This window comes from Lelliottia sp. CFBP8978 (assembly GCF_034046055.2).
GTDB lineage: Bacteria > Pseudomonadota > Gammaproteobacteria > Enterobacterales > Enterobacteriaceae > Enterobacter.
Genome location: NZ_CM188253.1, coordinates 4,426,872 through 4,445,494, shown reverse-complemented (window position 1 = coordinate 4,445,494; position 18,623 = coordinate 4,426,872). Strand labels below are relative to the sequence as shown.

Genomic DNA, 18,623 nt, shown 5'->3' with positions numbered 1-18,623 from the left:
TGTCCCCTTCGTCTAGAGGCCCAGGACACCGCCCTTTCACGGCGGTAACAGGGGTTCGAATCCCCTAGGGGACGCCACTTGCTGGTTTGTGAGTGAAAGTCGCCGACCTCTGTATCTCAAAACTGACTTGCGAGTCATGTTTGAGATATTTGCTCTTTAAAAATCTGGATCAAGCTGAAAATTGAAACGACACACTGTGTCTGTTCTCCGTAATAAGAACAGATAAGCGGTGTGTTCGAGTCTCTCAAATTTTCGCAATGCGATGATGTTTTACGAAACATCTTCGGGTTGTGAGGTTAAGCGACTAAGCGTACACGGTGGATGCCCTGGCAGTCAGAGGCGATGAAGGGCGTGCTAATCTGCGATAAGCGTCGGCGAGGTGATATGAACCTTTGACCCGGCGATACCCGAATGGGGAAACCCAGTGTGTTTCGACACACTATCATGTCATGAATACATAGTGGCATGAGGCGAACCGGGGGAACTGAAACATCTAAGTACCCCGAGGAAAAGAAATCAACCGAGATTCCCCCAGTAGCGGCGAGCGAACGGGGAGGAGCCCAGAGTCTGAATCAGCGCGCGTGTTAGTGGAACGGTCTGGAAAGTCCGACGGTACAGGGTGATAGTCCCGTACACAAAAATGCACGCGTTGTGAACTCGAAGAGTAGGGCGGGACACGTGGTATCCTGTCTGAATATGGGGGGACCATCCTCCAAGGCTAAATACTCCTGACTGACCGATAGTGAACCAGTACCGTGAGGGAAAGGCGAAAAGAACCCCGGCGAGGGGAGTGAAAAAGAACCTGAAACCGTGTACGTACAAGCAGTGGGAGCCTACTTGTTAGGTGACTGCGTACCTTTTGTATAATGGGTCAGCGACTTATATTCTGTAGCAAGGTTAACCGTATAGGGGAGCCGAAGGGAAACCGAGTCTTAACTGGGCGTTAAGTTGCAGGGTATAGACCCGAAACCCGGTGATCTAGCCATGGGCAGGTTGAAGGTTGGGTAACACTAACTGGAGGACCGAACCGACTAATGTTGAAAAATTAGCGGATGACTTGTGGCTGGGGGTGAAAGGCCAATCAAACCGGGAGATAGCTGGTTCTCCCCGAAAGCTATTTAGGTAGCGCCTCGTGAACTCATCTTCGGGGGTAGAGCACTGTTTCGGCTAGGGGGCCATCCCGGCTTACCAACCCGATGCAAACTACGAATACCGAAGAATGTTATCACGGGAGACACACGGCGGGTGCTAACGTCCGTCGTGAAGAGGGAAACAACCCAGACCGCCAGCTAAGGTCCCAAAGTCATGGTTAAGTGGGAAACGATGTGGGAAGGCACAGACAGCCAGGATGTTGGCTTAGAAGCAGCCATCATTTAAAGAAAGCGTAATAGCTCACTGGTCGAGTCGGCCTGCGCGGAAGATGTAACGGGGCTAAACCATGCACCGAAGCTGCGGCAGCGACACTTAGGTGTTGTTGGGTAGGGGAGCGTTCTGTAAGCCGTTGAAGGTGAACTGTGAGGTTTGCTGGAGGTATCAGAAGTGCGAATGCTGACATAAGTAACGATAAAGCGGGTGAAAAGCCCGCTCGCCGGAAGACCAAGGGTTCCTGTCCAACGTTAATCGGGGCAGGGTGAGTCGACCCCTAAGGCGAGGCCGAAAGGCGTAGTCGATGGGAAACAGGTTAATATTCCTGTACTCGGTGTTACTGCGAAGGGGGGACGGAGAAGGCTATGTTAGCCGGGCGACGGTTGTCCCGGTTTAAGCATGTAGGCGGAGAGTTTAGGTAAATCCGGACTCTTATCTAACGCTGAGGTGTGACGACGAGGCACTACGGTGCTGAAGTAACAAATGCCCTGCTTCCAGGAAAAGCCTCTAAGCATCAGGTAACATCAAATCGTACCCCAAACCGACACAGGTGGTCAGGTAGAGAATACCAAGGCGCTTGAGAGAACTCGGGTGAAGGAACTAGGCAAAATGGTGCCGTAACTTCGGGAGAAGGCACGCTGGTGTGTAGGTGAAGTCCCTGCGGACGGAGCTGAAACCAGTCGAAGATACCAGCTGGCTGCAACTGTTTATTAAAAACACAGCACTGTGCAAACACGAAAGTGGACGTATACGGTGTGACGCCTGCCCGGTGCCGGAAGGTTAATTGATGGGGTTAGCCGCAAGGCGAAGCTCTTGATCGAAGCCCCGGTAAACGGCGGCCGTAACTATAACGGTCCTAAGGTAGCGAAATTCCTTGTCGGGTAAGTTCCGACCTGCACGAATGGCGTAATGATGGCCAGGCTGTCTCCACCCGAGACTCAGTGAAATTGAACTCGCTGTGAAGATGCAGTGTACCCGCGGCAAGACGGAAAGACCCCGTGAACCTTTACTATAGCTTGACACTGAACACTGGTCCTTGATGTGTAGGATAGGTGGGAGGCTTTGAAGCGTGGACGCCAGTCTGCGTGGAGCCAACCTTGAAATACCACCCTTTAATGGCTGGTGTTCTAACGTAGACCCGTAATCCGGGTTGCGGACAGTGTCTGGTGGGTAGTTTGACTGGGGCGGTCTCCTCCTAAAGAGTAACGGAGGAGCACGAAGGTTAGCTAATCCTGGTCGGACATCAGGAGGTTAGTGCAATGGCATAAGCTAGCTTGACTGCGAGAGTGACGGCTCGAGCAGGTGCGAAAGCAGGTCATAGTGATCCGGTGGTTCTGAATGGAAGGGCCATCGCTCAACGGATAAAAGGTACTCCGGGGATAACAGGCTGATACCGCCCAAGAGTTCATATCGACGGCGGTGTTTGGCACCTCGATGTCGGCTCATCACATCCTGGGGCTGAAGTAGGTCCCAAGGGTACGGCTGTTCGCCGTTTAAAGTGGTACGCGAGCTGGGTTTAGAACGTCGTGAGACAGTTCGGTCCCTATCTGCCGTGGGCGCTGGAGAATTGAGGGGGGCTGCTCCTAGTACGAGAGGACCGGAGTGGACGCATCACTGGTGTTCGGGTTGTCATGCCAATGGCATTGCCCGGTAGCTAAATGCGGAAAAGATAAGTGCTGAAAGCATCTAAGCACGAAACTTGCCCCGAGATGAGTTCTCCCTGACTCCTTGAGAGTCCTGAAGGAACGTTGAAGACTACGACGTTGATAGGTCGGGTGTGTAAGTGCAGCGATGCATTGAGCTAACCGATACTAATGAACCGTGAGGCTTAACCTTACAACGCCGAAGATGTTTTGGCGAAAGAGACGATATTCAGCTTGATACAGATTAACTGACGCGCGGAGAAGCGTGTTGGTGACAGAATTTGCCTGGCGGCTTTAGCGCGGTGGTCCCACCTGACCCCATGCCGAACTCAGAAGTGAAACGCCGTAGCGCCGATGGTAGTGTGGGGTCTCCCCATGTGAGAGTAGGGAACTGCCAGGCATTAATTAAGTGAAAAGGCCATCCGGAAGGATGGCCTTTTTGCGTCTTGCTATAAAAATAGAACGCTCTTCTATAAACGCTAATGATCTTTTTGTCTGATCATCCACTCCTGAATCCATTGAACTATTTCATCAGTATCATTCAAATCCAGTACAGGAACGGCAAGCGAGAGAGGGACATCACTGGCCACTGCGATAACATGTTCATCCAGGATTAATTCATGGATTTCATGTCCAGAGTTGCTTCGAAAAAGCAGGATTTTAGCCACCGGTTCATGTTTAAACCCCTCCACAAGCACCAGATCCAGCATCGAATGGTCCATTCGGCTCACCAAATAATTCAAATCCAATGCGCTTTCTTCCGGCGTTTCAGTCATTAATGCCCATCGCTGTGCGCTGGCAACCATCGTTTGCGCCGCACCGGCTTTACGTAACTCGTAACTGTCCTTGCCTGGAGTGTCGATATCCATATGGTGATGAGTGTGTTTAATTAACCCGGGACGAATATTCTTTGCGCAAAGCGCAGGAATCAACTTTTTCAGAAGCGATGTTTTTCCCGTGCCGCTCCAGGCCGCAATTGCCAGAACAGGTTTCATTTTCCCCCCTGAAAATTTTGTAAATCTTCCGTAGTATTAATGTTGATAAAAGCAGACTTCAGGTCGTTAAAACTCACTGCGTGACCGCCAACTTGTCGCATAAATATCATTACACGCCGTTCTCCTGATGCAAGATAGGCTTCAAGCCGTGGAATTAATATCCTGTTAATCAAAGCGATAGTCGGGTGATCACGCTCTCCGTCATGAACCCATACCACAGGTGCGTCTTGCCTCTGGCGAAGCAATCGCTCAGCAAGGCAGGCTGGAATGAAGGGGGTATCGCATGGGCAAAAGAGAAACCATTCTCCGTCTGAATGTTTCATAACGCTAAGAATGCCAGCCAATGGGCCAGGGTAATCCGATAAATTATCCTGAAGAACGGGATACCCGCTTTGCTGATAAATGTCGATGTGACGATTTGCGCTAATCGCAATCCTGTTCACTTGTCCACTCAGGGTATCGGCAACATATTGCCATAACTGTTTGCCGTTAAGTTCCTGCAATCCCTTGTCTTTTCCGCCCATTCGCGTTGCTCGACCACCTGCCAGAACAACCCCAGTAATTTCCTGGTTCTGATTCACGAATATCGCCTCTTTTAATGTGGGATTGACCCTGTTAACGTATTCCACTAAATGAAAGGAGCACCACATATGAAATGCAAACGTCTGAATGAAGTTATCGAACTCCTCCAGCCCGCTTGGCAAAAAGAGCCAGAACTGAATTTGATGCAATTCTTACAGAAATTGGCGAAAGAGTCAGGTTATGACGGCGAACTGACAGACCTTTCTGATGATATTCTGATCTACCATCTCAAAATGCGCGACTCCGATAAAGATGCGGTGATTCCTGGTATTCAGAAAGATTATGAAGAAGATTTCAAAACTGCGTTACTGCGTGCCCGTGGCGTAATTAAAGAGTAAAACCTTGTAAGAGGAGCCACCGAAATCGCTGTGAAATGATATCCTGAATCATTCGTATAATTTCCGGATGATCGGATGAACGACAAGGCTTTTACTTTTCAGACATTACACCCGGATACCATTATGGATGCCCTGTTCGAACAGGGCATTCGGGTGGACTCCGGGCTCACCCCTTTAAACAGCTATGAAAACCGCGTCTATCAGTTCCAGGACGAGGACCGCCAACGCTTTGTCGTGAAGTTTTACCGTCCCCAGCGTTGGTCTGCAGAACAGATCCAGGAAGAGCACCAGTTCGCGCTCGATCTGCTGAATGATGATGTTCCTGTCGCCGCACCTATCCTGTTTGATAATCAATCACTGTTGACCCATCAGGGTTATTTCTTTGCCGTCTTCCCCAGTCTGGGTGGCCGTCAATTTGAAGCAGATAATATTGATCAGATGGAGTGGGTGGCGCGCTATCTGGGGCGTATCCATCAGACCGGGCGCAAAAAAGCATTTAACGCACGTCCTACCATGGGCATTCAGGAGTATTTAACTGAGCCGCGGCAGGTATTTGAAACGTCTACGTTGATTCCGGCTGCACTCAAAGCTGATTTCCTGAAAGCGACTGATGCATTAATCCAGGCTGTCACAATGCGCTGGGACACTGAAGCAGAAATACTGCGTCTTCATGGTGACTGCCATGCCGGAAATATCCTCTGGCGCGACGGTCCATTATTTGTGGATCTTGATGACGCCCGTATGGGGCCTGCAGTTCAGGATCTGTGGATGCTGCTAAATGGTGATAAAGCTGAACAGCGTATGCAGCTGGAAACGATTATTGAAGCTTATGAAGAATTTAGCTCCTTTAATTCAGACGAAATCGCGCTGATAGAACCTTTACGGGCCATGCGTTTTGTATATTATCTCGCATGGTTAATCAGACGTTGGGACGATCCCGCGTTCCCTAAAAATTTCCCATGGCTTACCGGGGAAGATTACTGGCGCAGCCAGACAACCACATTTATTGAGCAGGTTAAGGTTCTGAATGAACCGCCTCTACAATTAACGCCAATGTATTAATCGGACACATCAGGAGAAAGTTGATCATGAAAAAAATATGGCTGGCGCTGGCAGGTATGATTCTGGCATTTAGCGCATCTGCTGCTCAATTCAGCGATGGCAAGCAGTTCAATACCCTCGAAAAGCCGGTTGCCGGTGAGCCTCAGGTGCTGGAGTTCTTCTCATTCTATTGCCCACACTGCTATCAGTTTGAAGAAGTTCTGCACGTTTCCGATAACGTGAAGAAAAAGCTGCCTGAAGGCACCAAAATGACGAAGTACCATGTCGAATTCCTTGGTCCTCTGGGCAAGGACTTAACCCAGGCATGGGCAGTTGCACTGGCGCTGGGTGTGGAAGATCAGGTCACCGCACCTATGTTTGAAGCCGTTCAGAAAACCCAAACCGTTCAGACCGTTGCAGACATTCGCAAAGTGTTTGTTGATGCCGGCGTGAAAGGCGAAGATTACGATGCTGCATGGAATAGTTTCGTGGTGAAATCTCTGGTAGCTCAGCAGGAAAAAGCTGCTGCAGACCTCCAGTTGCAGGGTGTTCCGGCCATGTTCGTGAACGGAAAATACCAGGTGAACCCGCAAGGGATGGATACCAGCAGTATGGACATTTTCGTTCAGCAGTACGCTGACACAGTAAAATATCTGGTTGAAAAGAAATAAAAGTGAAAACGCCGGTCAATGACCGGCGTTTTTGTATGCAGATTTAATATCGTTTATCAGCACATCTTTATCATGCCAAAGCGTGTTCAGCCATAGCTGGAAACGACGTTTAAAGTTCTTATCATTAATGTAATCTCCATGCAGCTCTTCACCCACCTGCACCAGATTTATCCGCACGACAATACGTGTCAGTCTGCCGCTTAGCATATCGTAAAATGGCGTCTTATCATTTTCCGGATAACAAAGCGTCACGTTCAGCAATTTATCGAACTGATCTCCCAGTACGCTGATGGCCATTGCAATCCCTGCCGCTTTCGGTGGCAGCAAATTATTATAGGCGGAGCGGGTCTGTCGATGCTTTTCTTCGGTAAAGCGAGAGCCTTCAACAAAGTTGACGATAGTGGTCGGTTGCGCGCGAAATTTCTCGCAGGAGCGACGCGTTGTTTCAACATCACGGCCCCGGCGCTCCGGGTGGCGAATCAAATAGCTCCGGGAATAACGTTTCATAAATGGCATGTCTAACGCCCAGCAGGCCAGCCCAATAAAAGGTATCCAGGCGAGTTGCTGCTTCAGAAAATATTTATTCATTGGGATATGTTTGCGAAATAGCACACACAGCACCACGATATCCGCCCAGCTGCGGTGGTTACCGACCAGCAAATACCAATTTTTCTTATTCAGGCCATCCAGCCCTTCGATATCCCACTTTAAATGAGGGTTGAGATGCATTAGCCACGCCAGTCCCTGACACCAGCAATACATCATAACATTGCAAAATCCCGAAACAGTGCGCCACACCGCCGGGACGGGGAACAGTAATTTGATGATTCCAGCCATGATGATCGGCACGGAACAGACGATGGTTACCAGAATCGTCAAAATGATACTTAACAGGAGGGTTATTGCAGCTGGCAGTCTAGACATATTGATATTTATCAGGTGGTTATATATAACCTGACGGTCAGACCGCAGGTGAAGGGCGCTGATTTTATCAGAAAACGGACAAAAGCAGGGGGCTTTCACCTCGGGATGAGTTGGAATGAGTGCTTAAACAGAGTATTTGTCTACGATAACGATTTCGGCTTCTCTTATATCCACATAGAGTAAATAGTCATCAACTGGAAATATACCAGAACGATCGACATTCAACTCACTGATTAAAAACAATAAATATAAAAATAAAGATCCATGAATGGCACAATTATTCATATGGATTAAAAATATGCACAAACTTATCCACAGTTTGTTTTTGCGAGCGATCCTGACGATCGCAAAATCTTTTCCTGTATTCGGTGCTAAAAACTGATGTTTTCATCCTTCTGTGGCATCCTTTAGCCATTAATTGATTAAAGGCACGGACACTATGGTTCAGATTCCAGAAAACCCTCTTATTCTCGTCGACGGCTCTTCATACCTGTATCGGGCGTATCATGCGTTTCCTCCTCTGACCAATAGCGCAGGAGAGCCTACCGGCGCGATGTATGGCGTGTTAAACATGCTGCGTAGCCTGCTCCTTCAGTACCAGCCATCACACGCTGCGGTGGTGTTCGATGCGAAGGGTAAAACCTTCCGTGATGAACTGTTTGAAGATTACAAATCCCATCGTCCGCCGATGCCAGATGATCTGCGTGCCCAAATCGAGCCATTACATACCATGGTAAAAGCCATGGGGTTACCGCTGCTGGCGGTGTCTGGCGTCGAGGCTGATGACGTTATTGGTACGTTGGCGCGTGAGGCTGAAAAGTTAGGCCGCCCGGTACTGATAAGCACCGGCGATAAAGATATGGCACAGCTAGTGACGCCAGACATCACCCTGATTAACACCATGACCAATACCATCCTCGGGCCGGAAGAGGTCGTCACGAAATACGGTGTTCCACCAGAGCTTATTATTGATTTTCTGGCGTTGATGGGCGACTCCTCGGATAACATTCCGGGTGTTCCAGGCGTAGGTGAGAAAACGGCACAGGCATTGCTGCAGGGGTTAGGTGGGCTGGATAAGCTCTACGCTGAGTCCGATAAAATTGCCGGGTTGACGTTCCGCGGCGCCAAAACGATGGCTGCGAAGCTGGAGCAAAATAAAGACGTTGCCTACCTCTCATATAAACTGGCCACCATCAAAACCGACGTGGAGCTGGAACTGACCTGTGAGCAGCTTGAAGTGCAGCCGCCGGCTGCCGATGAACTTCTGGGCCTGTTTAAGCAATACGAATTCAAGCGCTGGATAACAGACGTCGAAGCGGGTAAATGGCTGCAGGCTAAAGGTGCTAAACCAGCCGCGAAGACAAAAGAAACTATTGTTGTTGATGCTGAAGACGAAGCTGAAGAAGAGGTCACCGCGCTCTCCTTTGAGAACTATGAAACCGTGCTCGAAGAGTCACAGCTCATTGCCTGGATTGAGAAGCTGAAAAAAGCGCCGGTCATCGCTTTTGATACCGAAACCGACAGCCTGGATAACATCTCAGCCAATATGGTCGGCCTCTCATTTGCGACGGAACCTGGCATTGCGGCTTATGTTCCGGTGGCGCACGACTATCTCGATGCGCCTGACCAAATCCCTCGTGAGCGCGTGCTTGAGTTACTCAAACCGCTGCTGGAAGATGAAAAAGTGCTGAAGGTTGGGCAAAACCTGAAGTATGACCGCGGTATTTTGCAAAACTACGGTATTGAGCTGCGCGGTATTGCCTACGACACCATGCTGGAATCTTACATTCTCAACAGTGTGGCGGGTCGTCATGATATGGATTCCCTTTCCGATCGCTGGCTCAAGCATAAAACGGTCACCTTTGAAGAGATTGCCGGAAAAGGCAAAAACCAGCTGACATTTAATCAGATTGCGCTGGAAGAGGCCGGTCGTTATGCGGCAGAAGATGCCGACGTTACCCTGCAATTGCACCTGAAAATGTATCCGAAACTGCAAAAGCAGGAAGGACCACTCAACATTTTCGAAAATGTCGAAATGCCTCTGGTGCCAGTGCTCTCCCGTATTGAGCGTAACGGCGTGAAAATTGATCCTGCCGTTTTGCATAAGCATTCCGAAGAGATCGCTCTGCGTTTAAATGAGCTGGAACAGAAAGCCCATGAGATCGCTGGTGAGCCGTTCAATCTTTCTTCGACCAAGCAGTTGCAGACCATCCTGTTTGAAAAGCAGGGCATCAAGCCGCTGAAGAAAACGCCTGGCGGTGCGCCGTCAACGTCAGAAGAGGTGCTGGAAGAACTGGCACTCGACTATCCATTGCCGAAAGTGATTTTGCAGTACCGCGGTCTTGCAAAGCTGAAATCGACGTATACCGATAAGCTGCCGCTGATGATCAATCCAAAAACCGGTCGCGTGCATACCTCTTACCATCAGGCCGTTGCGGCTACCGGGCGCTTGTCCTCCACGGATCCCAACCTGCAAAACATTCCGGTCCGAAATGAAGAGGGACGCCGCATCCGTCAGGCATTTATTGCTCCGAAGGATTACCTGATTGTCTCGGCCGACTACTCGCAAATCGAACTACGCATCATGGCGCATCTGTCACGTGATAAGGGGCTGCTGACTGCTTTTGCCGAAGGGAAGGATATCCACCGGGCAACAGCCGCGGAAGTCTTTGGTCTGCCGCTGGACAGCGTTACCAACGAACAGCGTCGCAGTGCGAAAGCAATCAACTTCGGTCTGATTTACGGCATGAGCGCATTTGGTCTTTCTCGCCAGTTAAACATTCCGCGTAAAGAGTCGCAGAAGTACATGGATCTCTACTTTGAACGTTACCCTGGCGTACTGGAATATATGGAGCGTACGCGCGCCCAGGCGAAGGAAAAAGGTTACGTCGAAACGCTGGATGGGCGCCGTCTTTATCTGCCGGATATCACGTCCAGCAATGCGGCTCGTCGGGCGGGGGCTGAACGTGCGGCGATCAACGCACCGATGCAAGGAACGGCTGCGGACATCATTAAACGCGCAATGATTGCGGTTGATGCATGGCTGGAAAAAGACAAACCGCGTGTGCAAATGATCATGCAGGTTCACGATGAACTGGTGTTTGAAGTGCATCAGGATGATCTGGATGCGGTCTCGAAAAAGATCCATGAACTGATGGAAAGCAGCATGAAGTTAGATGTGCCATTGCTGGTGGAAGTGGGGAGTGGCGAAAACTGGGATCAAGCTCACTAAGTGTTTGCCGGGGTAAGGGCTTTTTCTGTAAGTAAGCAACATAACAGTGAATATTTTGTGACAGCCATTAGATTTACCTATGTAAAGACTGAAAAAAAACTACAAAAAGTGCTTTGTCCAGCGATAAAAAAAGAGTAGAGTTAAAGACGTAGGGTACAGAGGTAAGATGTTCTATCTTTCAGACCTTTTACTTCACGTAATCGGATTTGGCTGAATATTTTAGCCGCCCCAGTCAGTAATGACTGGGGCGTTTTTTATTGCAGCAAAGAAAATATTCAGGCAAAAAAAAGCGCGGTAATGACCGCGCCGATGATTACTCTTCTGTTTCAGTGGCGGGTTCCAGGTCGTTAAACCAGCTGTCCAGCTTGTGTCGCAGAACATCCACGCCTTGCTTTTTCAGTGATGAAAACGTTTCTACTTGCACGTCACCGCCGAATTCGAGAGCTGCCTCACGCACCAGTTTCAACTGCGCTTTACGCGCGCCGCTTGCCAGTTTATCAGCTTTCGTCAGCAGCACCAGCACAGGGATTTCGCTGGCGACACCCCAGTGGATCATTTGTTGATCGAGATCTTTAAGCGGGTGGCGGATATCCATCAGCACAACCAGCCCTTTCAGACACTGGCGTTTTTCCAGATATTCACCCAGCGCACGCTGCCATTTGATTTTTACCTCTTCCGGCACTTCTGCATAGCCATATCCCGGTAAATCCACCAGGCGTTTGCCATCAGCCACTTCGAACAGGTTGATCAGCTGAGTACGCCCCGGCGTTTTTGAGGTACGCGCCAGGCTTTTCTGGTTCGTGAGCGTATTCAGTGCGCTGGATTTGCCCGCATTGGAGCGGCCAGCAAATGCCACTTCAATTCCCGTATCGGGCGGTAAGTGGCGAATATCAGGCGCGCTGGTGACAAAATGCGTCTGTTGATAATTCCAGGTAGTCACGTGGTCGTCTCCATAAATCTTATTCTGAAGGGGAGTATACCTGAATGCAGGCAAAAGGCTTTTCCCTTCGCTCCGCAGCTGTAAGTTAAAACCATTTAAAATGTAAGACATTAACCATTGTCGCTATGGGATATTTAAGAGGATCCTCAGGCTCTGAAATCGTTAAATGATTTAAAATCATGTTGTTAGTTATATAGAATTATCTGAAAGTTCTAATTTGGACTGGTTGTCCGCTTGTTTGGTAAGTAAAAAAAGGTAAAGTAACACCCATGGCGAGGATGCCAGCAGGATAAAGACTTAAGGATAAGGGTCAGGAGCGCCAGGAGGCGAAGACTCAGGACGACGACCAGGAAGGTACACGCCGGAGGCGTGAGAAAAGGGAAAGGGAACCGTATTAAGGATGATATCCGCTAAAGGATAAACAGGGTTAGTTGTTAGCAAACAGGGATTGTAAAACCCGTTAAGGGTTATAGGTCAGGAAAAAAGGCGACAGATTGCTCTGTCGCCTTTTTTCTTTGCTTGCTTTCTGCTAGATTTCGCCGCAATTCTATACTGAATAAAACGGCTTAAAGACAAGGCAACATGAAAAAACCAACCTCCGCATCGGGTGCGAAACGCCCTGCTAAAGCACATCGCAAGACACGTGAAGAACTGAATCAGGAAGCACGTGACCGCAAACGTGCGAAAAAGCACAGTGGTCACTCCGCCGGTAGTCGTGCGAATGGTGGCAGTGCTGGCAGCGCGTCTGCGAAAAATACTCAACAGAAAGATCCGCGTATCGGTAGTAAAAAGCTAATCGCACTGGGCGTCACTGAAACCCCGGTCGTCAAGCAGCACAAACCAAAGAGCGAGAAACCTATGCTTTCACCGCAGGCTGAGTTGGATATGCTGGAGAATGATGAGCGCCTGGACGCGCTGCTGGAACGTCTTGAAGAGGGCGAATCCCTGAATACTGAAGAGCAGAAGTGGGTAGATAGCAAGCTGGATCGTATTGATGAACTGATGCAGCAACTTGGCCTCTCTTACGACGATGAAGAAGATGACGAAGAAGAAGAAAAGCAGGACGATATGATGCGTCTTCTCAAAGGTGGAAACTAACATTTGCACCCAGCAGGCTCTATAGTCCTGCTTATAACCCTTCCGGTTATATGTTATCTGGCGTGGTTATTCGTTAAACTACGGCGGTTGTCGCGGCGACAGAAGTGGCTGCGCACCCGAATGATGGCCCGAAATGGGGTCAGAACGGGCCGCCGTAAACGTACGCGACACCAACGGAAGGAGTGAGCATGTCTGTACCAAGCATCGACTGGGATCTGGCCCTGATCCAGAAATATAACTATTCCGGGCCACGCTATACCTCATACCCAACCGCGCTGGAGTTTGCAGAATCCTTCGGCGAGGCTGATTTTCAGCAGGCGGTGGCACGCTATCCTGAGCGCCCGCTTTCGCTTTATGTTCACATCCCTTTCTGCCATAAGCTCTGCTACTTCTGCGGCTGTAATAAAATCGTTACCCGCCAGCAGCACAAAGCCGATCAGTATCTGGATGCCTTAGAGCAAGAAATCCTTCACCGTGCACCGCTTTTTGCCGGGCGCAATGTGAGCCAGTTACACTGGGGCGGCGGTACGCCTACCTATTTGAACAAGACACAAATTAGCCGTCTGATGAGTCTGCTGCGCGCCAGTTTCCGTTTTGAAGCCGATGCTGAAATTTCTATCGAAGTCGATCCGCGCGAGATTGAGCTGGATGTTGTCGATCACCTTCGCGCTGAGGGCTTCAACCGGCTGAGCATGGGCGTACAGGACTTCAACAAAGAGGTTCAGCGTCTGGTCAACCGCGAGCAGGATGAAGCGTTTATTTTTGCCTTGCTGAATCACGCTCGCGAAATTGGTTTCACCTCGACCAATATCGATCTGATTTACGGTCTGCCTAAGCAGACGCCGGAAAGCTTTGCTTTCACGCTTAAACGCGTGGCAGAACTCAATCCCGATCGCCTGAGCGTCTTTAACTACGCGCACCTGCCAACGCTGTTTGCGGCGCAGCGTAAAATCAAAGATGCCGACCTGCCGTCTGCGCAGCAAAAGCTGGATATCCTGCAGGAAACCATCACCTCACTTACCGAAACGGGCTACCAGTTTATCGGTATGGACCACTTTGCCCGTCCTGATGACGAGCTGGCGATTGCCCAGCGTGAAGGCGTGCTGCACCGCAATTTCCAGGGTTATACCACCCAGGGAGATACCGATTTGCTGGGCATGGGCGTTTCGGCCATCAGCATGATGGGGGATTGCTATGCGCAGAACCAGAAAGAGCTGAAACACTATTATCAGCAGGTGGATGAAACCGGCAACGCCTTGTGGCGCGGGATTGCGTTAACGCGTGACGATTGCATTCGCCGTGATGTTATCAAGGCACTTATCTGCAACTTCCGCCTCGATTTTGCACCGGTTGAAACAGAGTGGGATCTCGTCTTTAACGACTACTTTGCTGAAGATCTGAAACTGATTGCGCCGCTGGCAAAAGATGGGCTGGTGGATGTGACGGATAAAGCCATTCAGGTCACCCCGAAAGGGCGTTTGTTGATTCGTAATATCTGCATGTGCTTTGACGCGTATTTGCGCCAGAAGGCTCGTCTGCAGCAGTTTTCTCGCGTGATTTAAAGCGCAAACCCCGGCGGCATCGCGCCACCGGGGAATCGCTTATTCCATTCCCAACTCTTTCAGCTTCCGCGTCAGCGTATTTCGCCCCCAGCCCAGCAGCCGGGCCGCTTCTTGTTTATGTCCCTGAGTATGGCGAAGCGCGGTCGTCAGCAAAGTACGCTCCATCTCGGGTTGGGCTTCTGAAAGCAAGTTTTGATGACCGGAACGCAGCGCGCGATCGGCCCACTGTGCCAGCAGCGTTGCCCAGCTATCGGGTAATGACTGTCCGGTGTTGCTTTCAGGGGCGGTTGCTTCGAACAGCTCGCCGGGAAGATCCTGAATCAACACTTCCTGACCCGCAGCCATCACGGTAAGCCAGCGACAGGTGTTTTCAAGCTGGCGAACATTACCCGGCCACGCCAGACGCGTCAGAGCGGCATCGGTTTCCGGGTGCAGTTGTTTGGCTTCCACGCCAAGCTCACGCGCCGCAACCTGCAAAAAGTGCCGTGCCAGGCGGGGAATATCCTCACGGCGTTCGCGCAGAGGCGGCAGATGAACACGAATCACGTTCAGACGGTGGAACAAATCCTCGCGGAATTTACCTTCCTGTACGCGCTGCTCAAGATTCTGGTGCGTCGCCGCGATAATACGCACGTCGACTTTCACCGGAGCATAACCCCCCACACGATAAAATTGTCCGTCAGCTAAAACACGAAGCAGGCGTGTTTGCACATCCAGCGGCATATCGCCGATTTCATCAAGGAAAAGCGTTCCGCCGTCGGCCTGCTCAAAGCGGCCCTGGCGAATGGTATTCGCGCCGGTAAAGGCCCCTTTTTCATGACCAAATAGCTCCGACTCAATCAAGTCCTTCGGAATGGCCGCCATATTCAGCGCGATAAACGGCGCTTTCGCTCGCGGGCTATGCCGATGTAAAGCATGGGCAACCAGCTCTTTACCGGTCCCCGACTCGCCGTTAATCAGTACGCTAATGGAGGAGCGCGACAGACGGCCAATAATGCGAAACACATCCTGCATGGCAGGCGCTTCGCCGATAATATCGGTTGTGGGCCCGAACACCGGCGCATTACGCGGCTGCTGCTGTTCCTGATAATGGCTGATAGCCCGCTCGACCAGCGCAACGGCTTCATCAATATCAAAGGGTTTGGGCAGGTAATCAAATGCGCCCTGCTGATAGGCGCTGACGGCGGCATCCAGATCCGAGTGGGCTGTCATTATGATGACCGGAAGCATAGGGTGGCGTTGCTTGATTTGCTTTAACAGCGCCAGCCCATCCATTCCGGGCATACGGATATCAGAAAGCAGCACGTCCGGGGTTTTCGTGATCAGCGCATCGAGCACTTCGCTACCGCTTTCAAACGTGGTGCAGTTTAAACCTGCTCCGGTAAGCGCGCGTTCAAGCACCCAGCGGATGGAACTATCATCATCGACTACCCAGACTATCCCTCGTTGCATCGTCGTCACCTTTATTTTTTAATTGGCAGGTAAACCGAAAACTCGGTATGACCCGGCCAACTGGTAAATTCAATTTTGCCGGAGTGTTGGTCGATCAAATTGCGGGCAATGGACAATCCCAGCCCGGTCCCACCTTCACGGCCGCTGACCATGGGATAAAACAGCGTGTCCTGCAGATGCGACGCAATTCCCGGGCCGTTGTCTTCTACGTCAATTCTTGCCGCCAGGCGATAGCGCACACCATGCAGCGTCAGCTGGAAAGCCGTACGCGTGCGCAGGACAATTTGCCCACCTTCCGACCCTAATGCCTGCAGGGCGTTACGCACGATATTTAAAAGCACCTGTTCAATCTGGTCGGGATCGTGAGGCAGTTCTGGCAGGCTCGGATCGTAATCGCGAACCAGCGTGACATTCTCAGGCAATTCCATCGACACCAGCTTCACCACCCGCTCAGCCACCTTGTGGATGCTTTCGGTCACGTGCATGCCCGGCTGCTGTGGGCCGAGCAGCCGGTCGACCAGATTGCGCAGACGGTCGGCCTGTTCAATGATGACGTTGGTGTACTCGGCCAGTGCCGGATCCGGCAGCGCTTTGGTTAACAGCTGAGCCGCGCCCCGGAGCCCACCGAGTGGATTTTTGATTTCATGGGCAAGTCCACGCACCAGATCGCGAGCGGCGATTTGCTGGGCATGCTGGAGTTGCTCCTGGCTGAGCCGCCGCAGATTATCCATCGGCGCCATCTCCAGCAGAATCAGACCGTCCGGCAGACGTTGCGCCGTCAGCGAAAGAATATGCGAGCGCCCGTCGATCACCAGCGTCACTTCGTTATCGGTAAAGCCTTGGCCCGCCGATAAGCTTTCCTGCATCAGGGCAATATTCAGCGAAAAATAGCTCAACAGTTCTGGCAGCGGTGTACCAAATAATTTACGCGAGCTTTGGGCGAGCAACTGCTGCGCCGCAGGGTTGGCGTAATGGACAGCCAGCTCGTCGTCGACCAGTAAGATACTGTTGATTAAAGAATTGAGGATCTGCCCAGCATCGGGCAGCGTGCCAGTTGCCATTCAGCAGTCTCCTGGAGTTGGGTGCACTAATTTAGTGCAGTATAGCGTTTTAGTGGTAAAAAGCGCGTGAGATCAGTTTGTTGGTGGAGAAAAAAGCCCATCCGGAGATGGGCTAAAAGTTTCCACGGCAACAAAAAATCTTCTGCGTCTTTCTTGCCGCAGTGGCGGCAAGAAATCCGTTGAATCAGATGAAAATTAAACGCTGTAGTACAGTTCGAACTCAACCGGGTGTGGCGTCATGCGTACACGGTCGTTCTCTTCAATACGCAGTGCGATGTAAGCATCGATAGCGTCGTCAGTGAACACACCGCCAGCAGTCAGGAACTCACGGTCTGCGTCCAGCGCATTCAGGGCTTCTTCCAGAGAACCGGCAACCTGTGGGATCTCTTTCGCTTCTTCTGGCGGCAGGTCGTACAGGTTTTTGTCCATCGCTTCGCCTGGGTGGATCTTGTTCTTAATACCATCAAGACCCGCCATCAGCAGCGCTGCGAAGCACAGGTACGGGTTAGCCGCTGGGTCCGGGAAGCGCACTTCGATACGACGCGCTTTTGGAGACGCAACCACTGGAATACGGATAGAAGCAGAGCGGTTACGGGCAGAGTACGCCAGCATCACTGGAGCTTCGTAGCCTGGGACCAGACGCTTGTAGGAGTTGGTGGTTGGGTTCGCCAGGGCGTTGATCGCTTTAGCGTGCTTGATGACACCACCGATGTAGAACAGCGCCTGCTCGGACAGACCCGCATATTTGTCGCCAGAGAACAGGTTAGTCCCGTTCTTGGAGAGAGACATGTGGCAGTGCATGCCGGAACCGTTATCGCCGAACATTGGTTTTGGCATAAAGGTCGCGGTTTTACCGAAGCGGTGTGCAACGTTGTGCACCACATATTTGTAGATCTGAATTTCGTCCGCTTTTTTGGTCATGGTGTTAAAGCGGGTGGCGATTTCGTTCTGACCCGCAGTCGCCACTTCGTGGTGATGCGCTTCAACAACCAGGCCCATCTCTTCCATGATCAGACACATGGTAGAACGGATGTCCTGAGAAGAATCGACCGGAGGAACCGGGAAGTAACCGCCTTTCACGCCTGGACGGTGACCTTTGTTACCACCTTCGTATTTGGTGGAAGAGTTCCATGCGCCTTCGATATCGTCGATAGCCACGTGGGAACCGGAGATAGACGCACCAAAGCGAATATCGTCGAACAGGAAGAACTCTGGCTCTGGCCCGAACAGCACGGTGTCCGCGATACCGGTAGAACGCAGATACTCTTCAGCGCGTTTTGCGATGGAGCGTGGGTCGCGGTCGTAGCCCTGCAGTGTGCCTGGCTCGAGGATATCGCAACGGATGATCAGGGTAGACTCTTCGTAGAACGGGTCAATGAGCGCAGTGGTTGCGTCAGGCATCAGCACCATGTCGGATTCGTTGATGCCTTTCCAGCCGCCGATAGAGGAGCCGTCAAACATTTTGCCTTCTTCAAAGAATTCGGCATTTACCTGGTGAGCAGGGATCGTGACGTGCTGTTCTTTGCCTTTAGTATCGGTGAAGCGCAGATCAACAAACTTCACTTCGTGTTCGTTCAGCATCGTCAAAACGTGTTCAGCGGACATACTTAACTCTCCCGGATTGGTCATTGTCGTCGTGGTAACGAGGTCTTCAATTCTGTGTTATGCAGGCGTTGTTGCCATATTTTTTATAAAGCGAAATCTGTGCCAACTTTTAAA

The 18,623-nt window shown here is 51.0% G+C and carries 14 protein-coding genes, 1 tRNA gene and 2 rRNA genes; 10 read left to right on the top strand and 7 right to left on the bottom strand.

What is annotated here, in order from left to right; all coding sequences use genetic code 11:
* Position 1 precedes the first annotated feature (1 nt).
* The 3 genes from SOM82_RS20860 (at position 2) to rrf (ending at position 3,408) form a co-directional block, all read left to right on the top strand.
* Positions 2-77, top strand: a tRNA-Glu gene (locus SOM82_RS20860).
* A 217-nt stretch (positions 78-294) separates the two neighbouring features.
* A 23S ribosomal RNA gene (locus SOM82_RS20855) occupies positions 295-3,201 on the top strand.
* 91 nt (positions 3,202-3,292) lie between these two features.
* Positions 3,293-3,408 (top strand): 5S ribosomal RNA (gene rrf / locus SOM82_RS20850).
* Positions 3,409-3,487: 79 nt separating this feature from the next.
* Here the strand turns inward: rrf and mobB are convergent.
* Positions 3,488-4,003: a molybdopterin-guanine dinucleotide biosynthesis protein MobB gene (gene mobB, locus SOM82_RS20845; RefSeq protein WP_320461636.1), complete on the bottom strand. Its 516-nt coding sequence runs from the start codon at positions 4,001-4,003 to the stop codon at positions 3,488-3,490.
* Complete coding sequence (gene mobA, locus SOM82_RS20840) at positions 4,000-4,584, bottom strand: molybdenum cofactor guanylyltransferase MobA (protein ID WP_320461637.1); 585 nt, start codon at positions 4,582-4,584, stop codon at positions 4,000-4,002. Before mobA ends, mobB begins: the two co-directional genes overlap by 4 nt.
* Positions 4,585-4,653: 69 nt before the next feature.
* Here mobA and SOM82_RS20835 point away from each other — a divergent pair, with 69 nt between their 5' ends.
* From SOM82_RS20835 to dsbA, 3 genes are all read left to right on the top strand, one after another.
* On the top strand, positions 4,654-4,923 hold the full coding sequence (locus SOM82_RS20835; RefSeq protein ID WP_154128638.1) for a YihD family protein: 270 nt from the start codon (positions 4,654-4,656) through the stop codon (positions 4,921-4,923).
* A 75-nt stretch (positions 4,924-4,998) separates the two neighbouring features.
* On the top strand, positions 4,999-5,985 hold the full coding sequence (locus SOM82_RS20830; protein ID WP_320461638.1) for a serine/threonine protein kinase: 987 nt from the start codon (positions 4,999-5,001) through the stop codon (positions 5,983-5,985).
* 26 nt (positions 5,986-6,011) lie between these two features.
* Positions 6,012-6,635: a thiol:disulfide interchange protein DsbA gene (gene dsbA, locus SOM82_RS20825; protein ID WP_154128640.1), complete on the top strand. Its 624-nt coding sequence runs from the start codon at positions 6,012-6,014 to the stop codon at positions 6,633-6,635.
* 15 nt (positions 6,636-6,650) lie between these two features.
* Here dsbA and yihG read toward each other — a convergent pair whose 3' ends face one another.
* Positions 6,651-7,559: a 1-acylglycerol-3-phosphate O-acyltransferase, YihG family gene (gene yihG, locus SOM82_RS20820; protein WP_320461639.1), complete on the bottom strand. Its 909-nt coding sequence runs from the start codon at positions 7,557-7,559 to the stop codon at positions 6,651-6,653.
* Between the two features lie 439 nt (positions 7,560-7,998).
* On the opposite strand from yihG, the gene polA reads away from it, so the two are divergent.
* Both polA and spfP read left to right on the top strand, forming a co-directional pair.
* Positions 7,999-10,791, top strand: coding sequence for a DNA polymerase I (gene polA / locus SOM82_RS20815; protein WP_320461640.1), 2,793 nt, complete (start codon positions 7,999-8,001; stop codon positions 10,789-10,791).
* Positions 10,792-10,957: 166 nt separating this feature from the next.
* Positions 10,958-11,005 carry a small protein SpfP gene (gene spfP / locus SOM82_RS20810; protein WP_071892919.1) on the top strand — a complete coding sequence of 16 codons (48 nt, stop codon included), beginning with the start codon at positions 10,958-10,960 and terminating at the stop codon, positions 11,003-11,005.
* A 99-nt stretch (positions 11,006-11,104) separates the two neighbouring features.
* On the opposite strand, the gene yihA is transcribed toward spfP, so the two are convergent.
* The gene (gene yihA, locus SOM82_RS20805) at positions 11,105-11,731 is read right to left on the bottom strand and encodes a ribosome biogenesis GTP-binding protein YihA/YsxC (RefSeq protein WP_320461641.1); all 627 of its coding nucleotides are present in this window, start codon (positions 11,729-11,731) and stop codon (positions 11,105-11,107) included.
* A 582-nt stretch (positions 11,732-12,313) separates the two neighbouring features.
* On the opposite strand from yihA, the gene yihI reads away from it, so the two are divergent.
* Positions 12,314-12,829: a Der GTPase-activating protein YihI gene (yihI, locus tag SOM82_RS20800; protein ID WP_320461642.1), complete on the top strand. Its 516-nt coding sequence runs from the start codon at positions 12,314-12,316 to the stop codon at positions 12,827-12,829.
* Between the two features lie 188 nt (positions 12,830-13,017).
* A complete protein-coding gene (gene hemN, locus SOM82_RS20795; RefSeq protein ID WP_320461643.1) occupies positions 13,018-14,391 on the top strand; it encodes an oxygen-independent coproporphyrinogen III oxidase in 1,374 nt (457 codons plus the stop codon).
* Between the two features lie 39 nt (positions 14,392-14,430).
* Here hemN and glnG read toward each other — a convergent pair whose 3' ends face one another.
* The 3 genes from glnG to glnA all read right to left on the bottom strand — a co-directional run bounded on the left by glnG (position 14,431) and on the right by glnA (position 18,509).
* On the bottom strand, positions 14,431-15,843 hold the full coding sequence (glnG, locus tag SOM82_RS20790) for a nitrogen regulation protein NR(I) (protein ID WP_320461644.1): 1,413 nt from the start codon (positions 15,841-15,843) through the stop codon (positions 14,431-14,433).
* A gap of 11 nt (positions 15,844-15,854) precedes the next feature.
* Positions 15,855-16,904 (bottom strand): nitrogen regulation protein NR(II), encoded by a 1,050-nt coding sequence (glnL, locus tag SOM82_RS20785; protein ID WP_154128647.1) that lies wholly within the window; start codon positions 16,902-16,904, stop codon positions 15,855-15,857.
* 195 nt (positions 16,905-17,099) lie between these two features.
* Positions 17,100-18,509, bottom strand: a complete 1,410-nt coding sequence (gene glnA / locus SOM82_RS20780; protein ID WP_095284040.1) for a glutamate--ammonia ligase — start codon at positions 18,507-18,509, stop codon at positions 17,100-17,102.
* Between the last annotated feature and the right edge of the window lie 114 nt (positions 18,510-18,623).